This is a genomic window from Mycobacterium sp. ACS4331, assembly GCF_001667265.1.
In the GTDB taxonomy this organism is placed as follows: domain Bacteria; phylum Actinomycetota; class Actinomycetes; order Mycobacteriales; family Mycobacteriaceae; genus Mycobacterium.
The window spans coordinates 12,330-27,519 of sequence record NZ_LZHW01000086.1 but is presented as its reverse complement, the minus strand read 5'-3'; the positions used below and the strand labels follow the sequence as shown (position 1 = coordinate 27,519).

At 68.0% G+C, this 15,190-nt stretch carries 18 protein-coding genes; 13 read left to right on the top strand and 5 right to left on the bottom strand.

The annotated features are described in order from the left end of the window. A partial coding sequence (locus A5727_RS19900; protein WP_082949915.1) for an ammonium transporter occupies positions 1-1,301 on the bottom strand: 1,301 nt, incomplete at its 3' end. Positions 1,302-1,440: 139 nt separating this feature from the next. On the opposite strand from A5727_RS19900, the gene A5727_RS19895 reads away from it, so the two are divergent. The 5 genes from A5727_RS19895 (at position 1,441) to A5727_RS19875 (ending at position 6,022) form a co-directional block, all read left to right on the top strand. Further along, complete coding sequence (locus tag A5727_RS19895; RefSeq protein ID WP_068253753.1) at positions 1,441-1,887, top strand: hypothetical protein; 447 nt, start codon at positions 1,441-1,443, stop codon at positions 1,885-1,887. A gap of 99 nt (positions 1,888-1,986) precedes the next feature. Next, positions 1,987-3,252 carry an aspartate kinase gene (locus A5727_RS19890; RefSeq protein WP_068253747.1) on the top strand — a complete coding sequence of 422 codons (1,266 nt, stop codon included), beginning with the start codon at positions 1,987-1,989 and terminating at the stop codon, positions 3,250-3,252. 2 nt (positions 3,253-3,254) lie between these two features. Next, positions 3,255-4,301, top strand: a complete 1,047-nt coding sequence (locus A5727_RS19885; protein WP_068253743.1) for an aspartate-semialdehyde dehydrogenase — start codon at positions 3,255-3,257, stop codon at positions 4,299-4,301. Between the two features lie 76 nt (positions 4,302-4,377). Further along, on the top strand, positions 4,378-5,442 hold the full coding sequence (locus A5727_RS19880) for a DUF4185 domain-containing protein (protein WP_082949916.1): 1,065 nt from the start codon (positions 4,378-4,380) through the stop codon (positions 5,440-5,442). Between the two features lie 169 nt (positions 5,443-5,611). Beyond that, complete coding sequence (locus A5727_RS19875) at positions 5,612-6,022, top strand: hypothetical protein (RefSeq protein WP_068253738.1); 411 nt, start codon at positions 5,612-5,614, stop codon at positions 6,020-6,022. Positions 6,023-6,150: 128 nt separating this feature from the next. On the opposite strand, the gene rpsN is transcribed toward A5727_RS19875, so the two are convergent. From rpsN to rpmB, 3 genes are read right to left on the bottom strand one after another with little or no spacing between them, the layout of a single operon-like run. Further along, the gene (gene rpsN, locus A5727_RS19870) at positions 6,151-6,456 is read right to left on the bottom strand and encodes a 30S ribosomal protein S14 (protein ID WP_068253735.1); all 306 of its coding nucleotides are present in this window, start codon (positions 6,454-6,456) and stop codon (positions 6,151-6,153) included. A 1-nt stretch (position 6,457) separates the two neighbouring features. Further along, on the bottom strand, positions 6,458-6,622 hold the full coding sequence (gene rpmG, locus A5727_RS19865; RefSeq protein WP_068253731.1) for a 50S ribosomal protein L33: 165 nt from the start codon (positions 6,620-6,622) through the stop codon (positions 6,458-6,460). Next, the gene (gene rpmB, locus A5727_RS19860; RefSeq protein ID WP_068253727.1) at positions 6,622-6,858 is read right to left on the bottom strand and encodes a 50S ribosomal protein L28; all 237 of its coding nucleotides are present in this window, start codon (positions 6,856-6,858) and stop codon (positions 6,622-6,624) included. The genes rpmG and rpmB overlap by 1 nt, the downstream gene beginning before the upstream one ends. 101 nt (positions 6,859-6,959) lie before the next feature. On the opposite strand from rpmB, the gene mrf reads away from it, so the two are divergent. The 8 genes from mrf to egtE all read left to right on the top strand — a co-directional run bounded on the left by mrf (position 6,960) and on the right by egtE (position 14,806). Further along, entirely contained in the window at positions 6,960-8,147 is a 1,188-nt protein-coding gene (gene mrf, locus A5727_RS19855; RefSeq protein WP_068253724.1) for a ribosome hibernation factor-recruiting GTPase MRF, read from the top strand. A 192-nt stretch (positions 8,148-8,339) separates the two neighbouring features. Further along, on the top strand, positions 8,340-8,768 hold the full coding sequence (locus A5727_RS19850) for an organic hydroperoxide resistance protein (RefSeq protein WP_068253721.1): 429 nt from the start codon (positions 8,340-8,342) through the stop codon (positions 8,766-8,768). 2 nt (positions 8,769-8,770) lie between these two features. Continuing rightward, positions 8,771-9,421 carry a sensor domain-containing protein gene (locus A5727_RS19845; protein ID WP_068253717.1) on the top strand — a complete coding sequence of 217 codons (651 nt, stop codon included), beginning with the start codon at positions 8,771-8,773 and terminating at the stop codon, positions 9,419-9,421. A gap of 49 nt (positions 9,422-9,470) precedes the next feature. Further along, positions 9,471-10,736 (top strand): ergothioneine biosynthesis glutamate--cysteine ligase EgtA, encoded by a 1,266-nt coding sequence (egtA, locus tag A5727_RS19840; protein WP_068253714.1) that lies wholly within the window; start codon positions 9,471-9,473, stop codon positions 10,734-10,736. Continuing rightward, positions 10,733-12,004 (top strand): ergothioneine biosynthesis protein EgtB, encoded by a 1,272-nt coding sequence (egtB, locus tag A5727_RS19835; RefSeq protein WP_068253711.1) that lies wholly within the window; start codon positions 10,733-10,735, stop codon positions 12,002-12,004. The genes egtA and egtB overlap by 4 nt, the downstream gene beginning before the upstream one ends. Then, positions 12,004-12,705 (top strand): ergothioneine biosynthesis protein EgtC, encoded by a 702-nt coding sequence (gene egtC, locus A5727_RS19830; RefSeq protein ID WP_068253708.1) that lies wholly within the window; start codon positions 12,004-12,006, stop codon positions 12,703-12,705. The genes egtB and egtC overlap by 1 nt, the downstream gene beginning before the upstream one ends. Then, entirely contained in the window at positions 12,702-13,667 is a 966-nt protein-coding gene (gene egtD, locus A5727_RS19825) for an L-histidine N(alpha)-methyltransferase (RefSeq protein WP_068253705.1), read from the top strand. Before egtC ends, egtD begins: the two co-directional genes overlap by 4 nt. Continuing rightward, a complete protein-coding gene (gene egtE / locus A5727_RS19820; RefSeq protein ID WP_068253702.1) occupies positions 13,664-14,806 on the top strand; it encodes an ergothioneine biosynthesis PLP-dependent enzyme EgtE in 1,143 nt (380 codons plus the stop codon). The genes egtD and egtE overlap by 4 nt, the downstream gene beginning before the upstream one ends. Here the strand turns inward: egtE and A5727_RS19815 are convergent. Next, the gene (locus A5727_RS19815) at positions 14,778-15,188 is read right to left on the bottom strand and encodes a DUF6632 domain-containing protein (protein ID WP_068253750.1); all 411 of its coding nucleotides are present in this window, start codon (positions 15,186-15,188) and stop codon (positions 14,778-14,780) included. The genes egtE and A5727_RS19815 overlap by 29 nt on opposite strands. Positions 15,189-15,190: the final 2 nt, after the last annotated feature.

Here is a 15,190-nt window from a genome sequence, read left to right as displayed (position 1 = left end):
CTGCGCCGCCGAACTTCGACTTCAGCGCGACGGCGTACGGGCACACCGCGCCGGCCACCAGGCCCAGGATGATCGTCGCGGTGGAACTTCGCGTCGATGCCCTTCTCCTCGTCCTCGGGGGCCACCCGAATGCCGATCGTCTTCTTGAGCACGAACGCGATCGCGAACGCGACGACGAACGAGTAGAGGATCACGGCGCCAGCGGCGATCGCCTGCTTGCCCAGCTGGCCGAACCCGCCACCGTAGAGAAGCCCGTTGGTGGCATTCGGCATCGACTCGCTGGCCAGCACGCCGACCATGAGCGTGCCGATCAGGCCGCCGACGAGGTGGACGCCGACGACGTCGAGAGTGTCGTCGTAGCCGAACTTCGACTTCAGCGCGACGGCGTACGGGCACACCGCGCCGGCCACCAGGCCCAGGATGATCGCCCCGACCGGGGTGACCGCACCGCACGCTGGGGTGATCGCGACCAGGCCCGTGATGGCTCCCGACGCGGCGCCGACACCCGTCACGTGTCCGGTCCGCAGCTTCTCCACCATCAGCCATGCAAGCACCGCCGCGCAGGTCGTGACGAACGTCGTGACCATCACGATCGATGCCGAGTTACCCGCTGCCAGAGCGGATCCGCCGTTGAACGCATACCAGCCGGCCCACAGCATCCCGGCGCCCAGCAGGGTCAACGGCACGTTGTGCGGCTTGCGGTCGCTGCCCCAGCTGAGCGACTTTCCGAGCACGATGGCGACTGCCAGCGCCGCGACACCGGCGTTGATGTGCACCGCGGTGCCGCCCGCGAAGTCGATGGCCCCGAGCTTGTTGGCGATCCAGCCGCCGACCGAGTTCTCCGTGACCACTCCGTCGAAGGCGAACACCCAGTGCGCCACAGGGAAATAGACCAGCACGGCCCAGATGCCCGCGAACAGCATCCACGAGCCGAACTTCATCCGGTCGGCCACCGCGCCGGAGATCAGGGCCACGGTGATGGCCGCGAACAGTGCCTGGAACAACGCGAACAGACTGACCGGAAGGCCGTCGACCGTGGTCATCGGTTCCAGCAGGTCTTTCATCCCGGCGAACTCGGTGATGCTGCCGACCAGGCCGCCCGACGAGGTCCCGAACGTCATCGAGAACCCGAACAGGACCCACAGCACGCCGACCAGCGAGGCCGCGCCGAAGGTCATCATCATCATGTTGGTGGAACTCTTCACCGAAACCATGCCGCCGTAGAACAACGCCAGGCCGGGGATCATCAGCGTCAGGCCGATGATGCAACACAGCATGAAGGCAGTGGTGCCTGTGTCCATGAACTTTCTCCTGGGGTTGGTGCCGGCCTCCCGTGGCCGATCACCAGTCAGTGACCGTCGTCACTGTTACGGCGGCAGGCTCGCGGTGTTTCGTCTTGGTTAACCCTGTCCGGACCCGGTCGGTAGGGTGGGTCTCCTGATGCACCGCCTGCGCGATATCAACCCACGGTTCCTGATCTATGGGCTCATCCTGTTGGTCGGCCTCGGTGTCGTGTTGTACGAGACGGTCTTCAACAAGCCCTCGGAGGAGTGCCGGCCCGTCCGCGACTTCCTGGAGTTCAACCAGGAGCAGACCAAGCTCATCGACGAGAAGGGCGACAACGCCAGCATCGCCGACTATGAGGGCTGGGCCGACGGCCTGGCCGAGCGTTCCGGCCGCGTCACCAACCCCGACCTCGCCGTGCAGGCCGTGCGGGTGGCCGACCTAGCCAATCGCTTCACGATCAAACTGCCCGCCCTGCGCGCCCAGACCAACGTGCAGCCGGGGACCGAGGCGCAGACACCGCCGATCGTCTACGAGATGTCGGCGATCAACGCTCAGATCAGCGACGGAATCCGCGCCCTGAACCAGTCCTGCCCGAACTGAGCCGCCCGCAGCGGTCCGGCCGATCGCCGGGGTGGAAAAACCACGTGCGCTTCTCCCTTATCCTTGACGGGACCAATCCCCACCCTGAGAGGGCAGACAGTGGCGCTCGTCGTGCAGAAATACGGCGGATCCTCCGTGGCCGATGCCGAGCGCATCCGCCGCGTGGCCGAGCGCATTGTTGAAACCAAGAAGGCCGGCAACGACGTCGTGGTCGTGGTGTCGGCCATGGGTGACACCACCGATGACCTCCTTGACCTGGCAAAACAGGTCTCGCCGGCGCCGCCGGTGCGGGAAATGGACATGCTGCTGACGGCCGGGGAGCGAATCTCCAACGCGCTGGTCGCCATGGCCATCGAGTCCCTGGGCGCCCAGGCCCGGTCCTTCACCGGATCGCAGGCCGGCGTCATCACCACCGGCACGCACGGCAACGCCAAGATCATCGACGTGAACCCGGGGCGGCTGCGTCAGGCCCTGGACGAGGGTCAGATCGTGCTGGTTGCCGGCTTCCAGGGTGTGAGTCAGGACACCAAGGACGTCACCACCCTGGGCCGCGGCGGTTCGGACACCACCGCCGTCGCGGTGGCCGCGGCCCTGGAAGCCGACGTCTGCGAGATCTACACCGACGTCGACGGCATCTTCACCGCCGACCCGCGCATCGTGCCGAACGCCCGCCGTCTCGACACGGTGTCCTTCGAGGAGATGCTCGAGATGGCCGCGGCGGGCGCCAAGGTGCTGATGCTGCGCTGCGTGGAGTACGCGCGCCGATTCAACCTGCCGATCCATGTCCGTTCGTCGTACACGGACAAGCCCGGCACCCTCGTCCAAGGATCGATGGAGGACATCCCGATGGAAGACGCGATTCTGACCGGAGTGGCCCACGACCGCAGCGAGGCCAAGGTCACCGTGACCGGAGTGCCCGACGTGCCCGGCTACGCCGCCAAGGTGTTCCGCGCGGTTGCCGACGCCGATGTCAACATCGACATGGTTCTGCAGAACATCTCCAAGGTTGAGGACGGCAAGACCGACATCACCTTCACCTGCTCGCGGGAGAGCGCGCCGGGCGCTGTGGAGAAGCTGACGTCACTGCAGGGCGAAATCGGTTTCACGCGGGTGCTTTTCGATGATCACATCGGCAAGGTTTCGCTGATCGGTGCCGGCATGCGCAGCCATCCCGGCGTCACCGCCACCTTCTGTGAGGCGCTGGCCGAGGCCGGCATCAACATCGATCTGATCTCGACGTCGGAGATCCGGATCTCGGTGCTGATCAAGGACACGGAATTGGACAAGGCCGTCGCCGTGTTGCATGAGGCATTCGGCCTCGGCGGCGACGAAGAGGCTGTCGTCTATGCGGGAACGGGACGGTAGCGATGGTCAACATCGGCGTAGTGGGTGCGACCGGGCAGGTCGGCCAGGTGATGCGCGCCCTGCTCGAGCAGCGCGATTTCCCCGCCACCTCGGTGCGGTTCTTCGCCTCCGCGCGGTCTGAGGGACGGAAGCTGACGTTCCGCGGCCAGGAGATCGAGGTCGAGAACAGCGAGACCGCGGACCCGTCCGGACTCGACATCGCCCTGTTCTCGGCGGGCGCCACCATGTCGCGCGTGCAGGCTCCGCGGTTCGCGGCGGCCGGCGCGGTGGTCGTCGACAATTCGTCGGCGTGGCGCAAGGACCCTGACGTCCCGCTTGTGGTCAGCGAGGTCAACTTCGAGAGAGACGTCGCCAACCGCGCCCGGTCCCTTCCGAAGGGCATCATCGCCAATCCGAACTGCACCACGATGGCCGCGATGCCGGTGCTCAAGCCGTTGCACGAGGAGGCCGGCCTGACCCGGTTGATCGTGTCGAGCTACCAGGCCGTCTCCGGCACCGGGCTGGCGGGCGTCGAGGAACTCGCGACGCAGGCGCGTGCGGTGATCGACGGTGTCGAGCAGTTGGTTCACGACGGCAGCGCGCTGGATTTCCCCGCGCCGGTCAAGTACGTCGCCCCGATCGCGTTCAACGTCGTCCCCCTGGCCGGTTCGCTGGTCGACGACGGTTCGGGTGAGACCGACGAGGACCAGAAGCTGCGCAACGAGAGCCGCAAGATCCTCGGCATCCCTGAGTTGGCCGTGTCGGGCACCTGCGTGCGCGTCCCGGTGTTCACTGGACATTCGCTGTCGATCAATGCCGAGTTTGCGCAACCTCTTTCGGTGCAGCGCGCCAAGGAACTGCTGGCCGATGCGCCGGGCGTGAAGCTGGTCGACGTGCCGACGCCGTTGGCCGCCGCCGGTGCCGACGAGTCACTGGTGGGCCGCATCAGGCAGGACCCGGGTGTGCCCGACGGCCGCGGGCTCGCGTTGTTCGTTTCTGGGGACAATCTGCGAAAAGGCGCGGCTCTCAACACCATTCAGATCGCCGAACTGCTGGCCCAATCCCTCTAGTCTTTTGCGCCGAAACGATCGTTTGGGCGCAAAAGTGCGAGTGGCCTGCGCCATTTTGTCGATCTCGGCGGTGTGGATGGTCGCGCCGGCGCACGCCACGACGGACGTCCTGCTGGCGCCCGGCCAGGTGGTCCGCATCGGCCCCACCGCGGGGACTGGCACTCCGACAAGTGATTACGGCATCGGCGCGACGGACCTGTGCGAGTTCATGGAATTCCCCACCGAACTGCTGCAGGTGTGCGGTGACAGCTTCGCGGGCCAGGGCGTGGGCTTCGGCGGATGGTTCTCGCCGATCGCCCTGCACGTGGACCGTTCGTCGCTGGATTCGCCCGACGGAGTCCGCTACACCGGGGTGACCGGGATCGGCAGTCCGCTGCTGGCGGATGCCACCCCGCCCGGATCGTCGCAGCTGCCATCGGGTGTGGTCGAGATCAACCGACAGAACTACATGCTGGTCACCGTCACCACCAGATTGGTGCCCGGCGACTCACGATTGGTGAAAGCGCAAGCCGCCCAGAGCGGTTGGCAGACCGTCCCCGGGTCCGTCCGGCCGGCTGAGTACGCGGACCGCCGTCAGTCCCAGATCAGCGGCTACTACGACAGGATTCCAACGCCGGATTCCCCGACCGGCTGGGTGTACATCGTCGCCAACAGTTTCGACCGAACCCAGCCCGTGACGCTGTACCGGGTGCCGCCCGCCGATTTCACCGATCGCGCCAAGTGGCAGGGGTTTTCGGCTCTTCCGGGGGCGGACGGCGGGTGGGGCAAGCCGCCGACCCCGCTGTGGGGTGATCAGGTGGGGGAGATGAGCGTGCGTCAACTCGACGGCATGACGGTGCTGTCGTACTTCAACGCCAGCACCGGGAACATGGAGGTCCGGGTGGCCGCCGACCCCACGCAACTGGGCACCGCACCCGTAACGACCGTGGTGCGGGCCGCCACCTGGCCGGACCGGGCTGAGGACCTGCCCGCCCCGGAGGACAACCGCCTGGCCCAGCCGTATGGCGGCTACATCGCGCCGAACTCGACCATCGACGACGTGCGTGTCTTCGTCAGTCAGTGGAACACCGAGTCGCGGGAGCGGGCACCGTACCGCGTCATCCAGTTCGCGGTGAATCCGTTCAAGCCCGCATCCTCGTAGAACGTGGTGTCGGGAGAACGCCCCGACCCGTGTCAGGCTCGAATCATGACCGCGCCCGACTTCGGTGCGTGCGCGGCTGTGCTGTGGGCGATGGGGACGTGGGACTTCACAGCATCCTCATAACTGGCGTCTAACCGGCACTGTGTTCGAGAAGAGGATGATTCCCGGTATGAGTGAAACGCTTGAGCCGTCCAACGACCCCACGGGCCCCCTGCGCACCGAAACCGTGCCGCCGGCCGTGGTCGAGCAGAAGCCCAATCGGCTTTACCAGGTCGCGGCGTGGGTGGCGATCGTCGCCGGCACGCTGTTCATCGTCGCCGTCGTGTTCTTCTCCGGGTTCGTCCTCGGCCGTCATTCCGACGGTGGGGACGGGCACTTTCGGCACCACGGCGACATGATGTTCGACCGAGGCGGACCGATGGGTCCGATGGGTCCGATGGGGCCGGGAATGAATCCGGGTGGCCCCGGCGGCCCTCAGCAGGGCCACCGGTGGCCGGGCCCGGGCAACTTCGGTCCGGGTGGACCCGGCGCGCCGGGTCAGCCCCAGCCGCCCGCACCGACTGCGACGCCGACCCGCTGACACGGAACGGAACGGCCGATCCGGTCACACTGCGTGACCGGATCGGCCGTTCTCGTCAGATGTGCGCCCAGCGCGCGGGTGTCCGTGTGACGCGGCCCTGAGCAGGTCTCACCTGTGCAGGCACGCCCTCACCAGCTGGCCTTTCTGACGCCGGGCAGGTGCCCCTCGTGGGCGAGGGCCCGAACTCGCACGCGGGACAGTCCGAACTTGCGCAGGTGACCGCGGGGCCGGCCATCGACTGCGTCGCGGTTGCGCAGACGGACCGCGCTGGCATCGCGTGGTTGGCGGGCCAACTCGGCGAGTGCGGCCTGGCGCTGCTCGACCGTGCTGGTGGGTGCGGCGATGGTGCGCTTGAGTTCTGCGCGTCGCTGCGCGTACCGGGCGACCACGGCGCGGCGCTGTTCGTTGCGGACGATTGTGGACTTCTTCGCCACGTCAGCGCTCCTCTCGGAACTCGACGTGCCTGCGCAGGACGGGGTCGTACCTGCGCAGCACCAGCCGGTCCGGATCGTTGCGCCGATTCTTGCGGGTCGCGTACGTGTAACCGGTGCCCGCGGTGGACTTCAGTTTCACCACTGGGCGAATGTCGTTGCGTGCCATCAGATCTTCTGACCGTCACGGCGCAGGCGAGCCACGACGGCCTCGATGCCGTCACGGTCGATCACCTTGATGCCCTTGGTGCTGACCCGCAGCGTGACGCGGCGGCCCTCGGAGGCGAGGAGATAGGTCCTGCGCTGGATGTTGGGAGACCAGCGCCGTCTCGTGTGCCGATGTGAATGAGAGACCGAATTCCCGAATCCGGGTTGCCGGCCGGTGACCTGGCAGTGGTTGGACATGTGCGCCCCTTAATGAAAATCGTTTTCGACAAGCGGTGACCCGGACTGTACCGTGAACCCCGTTCTTAATGGAAATGATTCTCAATAAAGGGGAGGGTGTCATGCGCACACCGGTGGTCCTGGTCGCGGGCCAGACCGACACCGACGCTGCGGTCGGCGTACTGATGCAACGGGCCGGCACCGTGGTGGTCGAGCACCGGTTCGACGGGCATGTCGTGCGGCGCACCACGACGAGCCTGCGTGACGGCGTGCTCGGCACCGCCGAATCCGCACTGGAACTCGCCCACGGGTGCGTCTCCTGCACCATCCGCAACGACCTGCTGATCCTGTTGCGCCAACTGCACCGGCGTGCCGACGTGGAACGGATCGTCGTGCATCTCGCGCCCTGGCTGGAACCCGAACCGATCTGCTACGCCATCAACCACATTCGCGTGCGCGTGGGACCGGAATACATCGACGGACCGGCGGCCCGTGACGTGCGGATCGCCGCCGTGATCACCTGCATAGACGCAGACTGGCTGTCCCACTCGCTTGGAGAGGAGTCCCTCGCCGACGGCCGCACGCTGGCCCAGGTCACGGTGGGCCAGGCGGAGTTCGCCGACGTCATGGTTGTCCAACATCCCGAACCCGTCACCCTGGCGGTACTGCGCCGCCTGGCCCCGCGGGCCCGGATCACCTCGGGTGTGCAGCGGGTGGAGTTGGCGTTGGCCCACCTGGAAGAGGATTCTCCACGCGGACGCTCGGTCGATCCGCATGGACCACTGTTGGCGGGCCAGCCCAGGCTCGAGCAGGACGGCATCGTCCGGTTGGTGGAATTCGGTGCGCGACGGCCCTTCCATCCCCGGCGCCTGCACGACGCCGTGGACGTCCTGCTCGACGGTGTCGTTCGTGCGCGCGGTCGCCTGTGGCTGGCCAGCCGCCCGGACTGCGCCATGTGGCTGGAGTCCGCGGGCGGTGGACTGCGAGTAAGCAACGCCGGAAAATGGTTGGCAGCCATGACTTCTCGAGAGGTCAACTACGTGGATCCGGAACGTCGGGCGATCGCCGATCTGATCTGGGAGTACCGGACCGGCGACCGGCACACCGCGATGACGGTTCTGGTCTGCGGCGCCGACCCGACGGCCGTTCTGGCGGCGCTGCGACATGCCCTGCTCACCGACGCCGAACTGGCCGACCCCAACGGGTGGCGTGACCTCGACGACCCGTTCGGCGACTGGCATCACGATCCCTGCACCACCGCAGCCGACCGCGCCGAGGCGGGTGAACGACACGACGGGGGCGAACGATGAACCCGCACAGGTGGGTGCTGCATTCTGCCTGCTTCTCCCGCGCGAGCGCCCGACCTTGTACGCCGTGGCGCGGCGTTTCTCGAACAGACACGCACGCTCGCCGTGGGGGCGGGGGACGCGCCAGCGCGCTCGCGGGGAGAGTGGAACTCCTGGCATGATCGGAATTCGGCAGATAAAGACAGGAGTGCACGAATGAGCATCGATGTCGTCTACACCGCAGAATCGACCGCAAGCGGCGGAGGCCGAGACGGTCACGTGAAGTCCGCCGACGGGAAGATCGACCTGGACACCCGGCCGCCCAAGGAGATGGGCGGCAGCGGCGAGGGGGTCAACCCCGAACTGCTCTTCTCGGCCGGTTACTCGGCATGTTTCCTCGGAGCCCTGAGGTTGGTGGCCCGCAACGAGAAGATCGCGATCGACGATGCCAGCGGCATCACGGCGAAGATCGGGTTCGGCAAGGATTCCGACGGTGGATTCGGCCTGACGGCTGAGCTCATCGGGTATCTGCCCGGCCTCGAACAGTCCGTCGCCGACGACCTGATGCAGAAGGCGCACCAGGTGTGTCCGTACTCCAAGGCCACTCGCGGCAACATCGACGTGACGCTGCTGGCGAAGGTGTGAGCATGCGGCGCGCGTCGGCGGTGGCCGCCGCGGCGACCATGGCGTGCGCGACCATGCTCGCGGTGCCGGCGCAGGCTCGCCCGTCGGACCCCGGCGTGGTCAACTACGCGGTGCTCGGCAAGGGCTCGGTGAGCAACATCGTCGGAGGCCGGATCACCGCAGAGACGCTGTTCAGCGTGCCGTTCCAGGCGTTCTCCGTCGATCTCCCGGTCTGTAACAACTGGGCTGACATCGGCCTGCCCGAGGTGTACAACGACCCGGATCTCGCGTCGTTCAACGGAGCGACGGCGCAGACGTCGCCCACCGACGACACCCACTTCGTCAAACAGGCCATCGGGGTGTTCGCGACCGTGGACGCCTCACAGCGCGCCTTCCGCCGGGTCATGGACCGCACGGTCGGATGCCACGACCAGACGGCGACGATGCGGTTGGACAACGGAGTGACGCAGGTGTGGTCGTTCGCCGGGGGTTCGACCGGTCCCGCGGACGCGGCCTGGGTGAAACAGGAGGCCGGCACCGACCGGCGCTGCTTCACTCAGACCAGACTGCGGGAGAACGTGCTGCTGCAGGCGAAGGTGTGCCAGTCGGGCAACGGGGGCCCGGCGGTGAATGTGCTGGCTGGGGCGATGCAGAACGCGTTGGGCCAGTACTGAGAATCACGAGGGGCGGGAGTTTGTCGGTGGTCTCCACCAAGATGTACCCATGACGTTCGTCGTCACCGACGAGCAGCACGGCGTCCGCGAACTATCGGGATCGGCGGACGCCGCGCAGCACATCGCTGCGGCCAGCCTGATTGACGGACCCATCGGGCGCGTGGGCATCGAGATCGAGGCGCACTGCATCGACTTGGCCGACCCGCTGCGGCGCCCCTCGTGGGCTGAGATTCAGCAGGTCATCGCGGGTCTTCCGGCACTTCCGGGCCGCAGCCGGATCACCGTGGAACCCGGCGGTGCGGTCGAACTGTCGGGCCCGCCCGAGGACGGCGTCATGCCGGCGATCAGCGGGATGCTGGCCGACCGCGCAGTGCTGCAGGACGCCTTCACGGACGCGGGCTTGGGCCTGCTGCTGCTCGGGGCGGATCCGCTGCGGGAACCCCGCCGGGTCAACCCGGGCGGTCGCTACGCGGCGATGGAGCGGTTCTTCACCGCCAGCGGTTCGGCTGACGCCGGTGCCGCGATGATGACCTCCACCGCTTCAGTGCAGGTCAATCTCGATGCGGGCCCTGAGTCCGGGTGGGCTGGAAGGGTTCGGCTGGCCCACGCGTTGGGACCGACGATGATCGCGATCGCCGCCAACTCGCCGCTGCTGGGCGGCCGGTTCACTGGATGGGCCTCTACGCGGCAGCAGGTGTGGGGGCGGCTGGACTCGGCGCGCTGCGGTCCCGTCCTGGGCGTCAGCGGCGAGGATCCGGCCGCCGACTGGGCGCGGTACGCCTTGAAGGCGCCGGTGATGTTGGTGCACGCCCCCGACGCGGTCCCGGTGCTGGATTGGGTGCCGTTCACCGACTGGGCCGACGGCCGAGTGCTGTTGGGTGGCCGCCGCCCGACCACCGCGGACCTCGAGTACCACCTGACGACGCTGTTCCCGCCGGTGCGCCCGCGTGGATGGCTGGAGATCCGCTACCTCGACGCCCTCCCGGACATGCTGTGGCCGGCCGTGGTGTTCACGCTCACCACCCTGCTCGACGATGCGGAGGCGGCCGCCGTCGCGGCTGAGGCCGTCGGCCCGGTGGCCGCGGCCTGGGACACCGCCGCGCGCCTCGGCCTGCGTGACCGCCACCTGCGCGACGCCGCCGTGGCGTGCGTGAGCCTGGCCGCCGAACTCGCGCCAGCTGAGTTGGCCGAATCGATGGCCGAGCTCGTCGCGTTGGTCGCCCAGGGGCGCAGCCCCGCCGACGATGTTGCCGATGCTGTTGTGGGCGCCGGGGTCGAAGCGACCGTCACCCACCTGGCGCGAGGAGTCTCATGAAACGCCACGAACTGGCCGACGGTCTGATCCGTGCGCGGGAGCAGACGTTGACCCTGGTGGACTTCGACGACGACGAACTGCAGCGTCAGTACCACCCCCTGATGAGCCCACTGGTGTGGGACCTCGCGCACATCGGTCAGCAGGAGGAGCTGTGGCTGCTGCGCGGCGGTGACCTGGGGGCGCCCGGACTGCTGGCGCCGAATGTCGAGGACCTCTACGACGCCTTCGTGCACTCCCGGGCCAGTCGCGTCGAGCTGCCGCTGATGTCACCGAAACAGGCCCACGCGTACCTGAACACGGTGCGGGACCGGGCCTTCGATGCACTCGACGCCCTGCACGACGAGGATCCCGGGTTCGCGTTCGGTCTGGTCGTCAGCCATGAGAACCAGCACGACGAGACCATGCTCCAGGCGCTGAACCTGCGGGCCGGCGCGCCGATCCTCGACGCGGGGCGCCGACTTCCCCACGGGCGGCCCGGTGTGGCCGGCACCGACATCGTGGTGCCCGGCGGGCCGTTCGTGCTCGGCGTCGACGCGGCGGATGAGCCGTACTCGTTGGACAACGAGCGTCCTGCTCACGTTGTGGACGTTCCCGCCTTCCGGATCGGCCGGGTGCCGGTGACGAATCACGAGTGGCGCCAGTTCATCGACGACGGCGGGTACCGCGAACGGCGCTGGTGGTCGGTCCGGGGATGGGCGCACCGCAGCGAGGCCGGACTGAGCGCCCCGAAGTTCTGGAACCCGGACGGGACCCGCACCAGATTCGGCCACGTCGAATCCATCCCGGACGACGAACCGGTCCAGCACGTCACGTATTTCGAGGCCGAGGCGTATGCGGCCTGGGCAGGTGCCCGTCTGCCGACCGAGGTGGAATGGGAGAAGGCCTGCGCATGGGATCCCCGTACGCAGCGGCGGCGCCGGTACCCCTGGGGTGACGCCGCCCCCGACGCCACGCGGGCCAACCTCGGTGGGGCCGCACGCCGACCGGCGGAGGTGGGCGCGTACCCGGACGGAGCGTCGGCTTACGGCGTCGAGCAGATGCTCGGGGACGTGTGGGAGTGGACCAGTTCGGCGCTGCGCCCGTGGCCGGGGTTCACTCCGATGATCTACGAGCGCTACACCGTGCCCTTCTTCGACGGTGACTACCGTGTGCTGCGCGGTGGGTCGTGGGCGGTGTCCGCCGATATTCTGCGGCCCAGTTTCCGCAACTGGGACCATCCGATCCGGCGGCAGATCTTCTCCGGTGTCCGCCTGGCCTGGGACATCTGATGTGCCGGCATCTGGGGTGGCTCGGAGCGCCGGTGTCGGTGGCCTCACTGGTCCTCGAGCCTCCGAACAGTCTTGTGGTGCAATCCTATTCACCGCGACGTCAGAAGCACGGGCTGATGAACGCCGACGGCTGGGGGCTGGGCTTCTACTCGCCCGCCCTGCCCGACGGGCGTCCGGCCCGGTGGCGAAGTTCCGCGCCCATCTGGGGCGACGCATCTCTGGCGTCCGTGGCACCCACCCTGGTCAGCGGCTGCGTGCTCGCCGCAGTGCGGTCCGCCACGGTCGGCATGCCGATCGAGTCCACCGCATCGGCACCCTTCACCGACGGGACCGCACTGCTGTCCCACAACGGCATCGTCAACCGGGCCGCGCTGCCCCCGGCCCCGGACGCCGAGTCGACGGTCGACAGCGCGATCCTGGCCGCCCACATCTTCGCTCGCGGACTGGACAACCTCGGTGACACCGTGGCCCGCGTCGGCGCCGAGGATCCCACTGCGCGCCTGAACATCCTGGTCGCGGATGGGACTCGACTGCTGGCCACCACCTGGGGTGACACCCTGTCGGTGCTGCGTCGGCCAGACGGCGTGGTGCTCGCCAGCGAACCCTACGACGACCACCCGGACTGGGAGGACCTCCCGGACCGTCATCTCGTCGAGGTCGGCGCCAACGGCGTGACCCTGACCGCACTGAAAGGACTGTGACGGTGCTGCTCTCGAATCTGCTGCCCGCCGACCACGCCGCGCGCGAACTGCGCAACGATGTCCGCGACGGTTTGACCAGAACGCCGAAGTCGTTGCCGCCCAAATGGTTCTACGATGCGGAGGGCAGTGCTCTGTTCGACCGGATCACCCGTCTTCCGGAGTACTACCCGACCCGCGCTGAGGCCGCGATCCTGGCCGAGCGTGCCCAGGAGATCGCTGAGGCCAGCTCCGCCGACACGCTCGTCGAGCTGGGCAGCGGCACGTCGGAGAAGACCCGAAGGCTGCTCGACGCGCTGCGAGCGCAGGGGACACTGCGACGGTTCGTGCCGTTCGACGTGGACGCGTCGGTGCTGGCGCAGGCAGGCGCCGAACTGCAGTGCGAATACCCGGGTCTCGACATCGACGCGGTGTGTGGGGACTTCGAGCGCCACCTCGGTGAGATCCCCACCGGCGGGAGTCGTCTCATCGCCTTCCTGGGCTCGACCATCGGAAATCTGACCCCTGCACCGCGATCGGCGTTCCTGTCGGCGCTGGCCGAGGCCCTGCACCCCGGAGACATGCTGCTGCTGGGCACCGACCTGGTCAAGGACACTGGCCGCCTGATCCGAGCCTATGACGACAGCGCCGGCGTCACGGCGGCGTTCAATCGCAACGTGCTGGCCGTGATCAACCGGGAGCTGCGTGCCGACTTCGACATCACCGCATTCGAGCATGTCGCCAAATGGAATTCGACGGAACAGCGGATCGAGATGTGGTTGCGCTCCGTGGCCGATCAGCGCGTCGTGATCGCCGATCTGGGTCTGACGGTCGACTTCGGCGTCGGTGAGGAGATGCTGACCGAGGTCTCCTGCAAGTTCACCGAGGCCGGCATCGGCGAGGAGCTGGCCGCGGCCGGTCTGCGCCGGACGCACTGGTGGACCGATCCGGCCGGCGACTTCGGACTGTCCCTGGCGGTCAAATGATCGCCGACGCCGTGCTGGCCGAGAAATGGCGCGCCGCCCGGCCCCCGATGGCGGGAGTGCATGTGGACTCCGCGGCGTGCTCGCGGCAGTCGTTCGCGGTGCTCGACGCCACGGCGCGGCATGCCCGCCACGAAGCCGAACTCGGCGGGTACGTGGCCGCCCAAGCCGCTGCTCCGACCCTGGACGCCGGACGTGCGGCGATCGCGACCCTGACGGGCCTGGCCTCCGCTGACGTCGCGTTCACCACAGGAGCGCAACACTCCCTGGACCTGCTGCTGGGCGCGTGGGCGGGACAACGCAGTCTGGTGTGCGTACCGGGTGAGTTCGGGCCCAATCTGGCGGTCATGGCCGCCCACGGTTTCGACGTTCAAGCGTTGCCGGTCGATGACGACGGCCGCGTGCGCCTCGACGACCTCGCGTCGTTTCTGCGGGCCACCAGACCGGGACTGGTGCATCTGACCGGGGTGCCGAGTCACCGTGGCATCGCCCAACCCCTGCGGGACATCGCGCAGCTGTGTGACGACGTGGGTGTGCCCATGGTGCTCGACGCCGCGCAGGCGCTGGGGCAGGTGGACTGTGCCGTAGGCGCGTCCGCGGTCTACTCGACGTCGCGCAAGTGGCTGGCGGGCCCGCGCGGCGTGGGCTTCGTGGCGGTTCGCTCCGACTTCGGCGAGCGCCTGGCTCGCCGCGTGCCACCCGCCGATTGGGGAATGCCGCTGTCGGTGCTGCAGAGCTTCGAGAATGTCGAGGCGAACATCGCAGCGCGGCTGGGGTTCTCCGTCGCGCTGGGAGAGCATCTGGCGGCGGGCCCGGAGTCAGTTCGGACCGCGCTGGCGACCGTCGGCCGCGCCACGCGGCAGCGGTTGGACGCTGTGGCGGGCTGGCGGGTGGTCGAGGCGCCGGACGAGCCGACGGCCATCACCACGCTGACACCGCCCGACGGTGCTGATCCCGTCGCGGTGCGGACGGCGCTGATCGCCGACTACGGCGTCGTCACCACAGCGGCCGAAACTGCCAGGGCGCCATTCGAATTGACCACACCTGTACTGCGGGTGGCACCCCACATCGATGTCTCCGCCGAGGACCTCGACCACGTGGCGGAGGCGCTGCTCAGAGTGACTGCGCGACAGTCGGCCTGAGGTCGGCCGCCACCACCAGGCCCGCCATCACCACGGCTGCCAGGATCAGTGCGGCGACGTCACCCCACAGATGGCCCATGTGGTGGCCGTCGTCGCCGAATGACTGCACGGCCATGATCGCGGCATGCACGACGCTGGAGCACACCGCGAACCAGATCAGGCTCACATTGGCCTCAGGACGTCGCGCCGCGTTGCAGAGAAACAGCCCCAGCGTCACGTACAGGCCGACGATCATCATGAAGTAGTTGGACGTGTAGGGCGCCCCGGGATGCCAGGCCCACCCCGATGGCCACACCACCGCGAGCGGGTACAGCAGAATCATCACCACGCCGAAGACGACGAGTGCGATCTGAAGAAGTCGGTAGCTTCGTGACCTTGCCATGG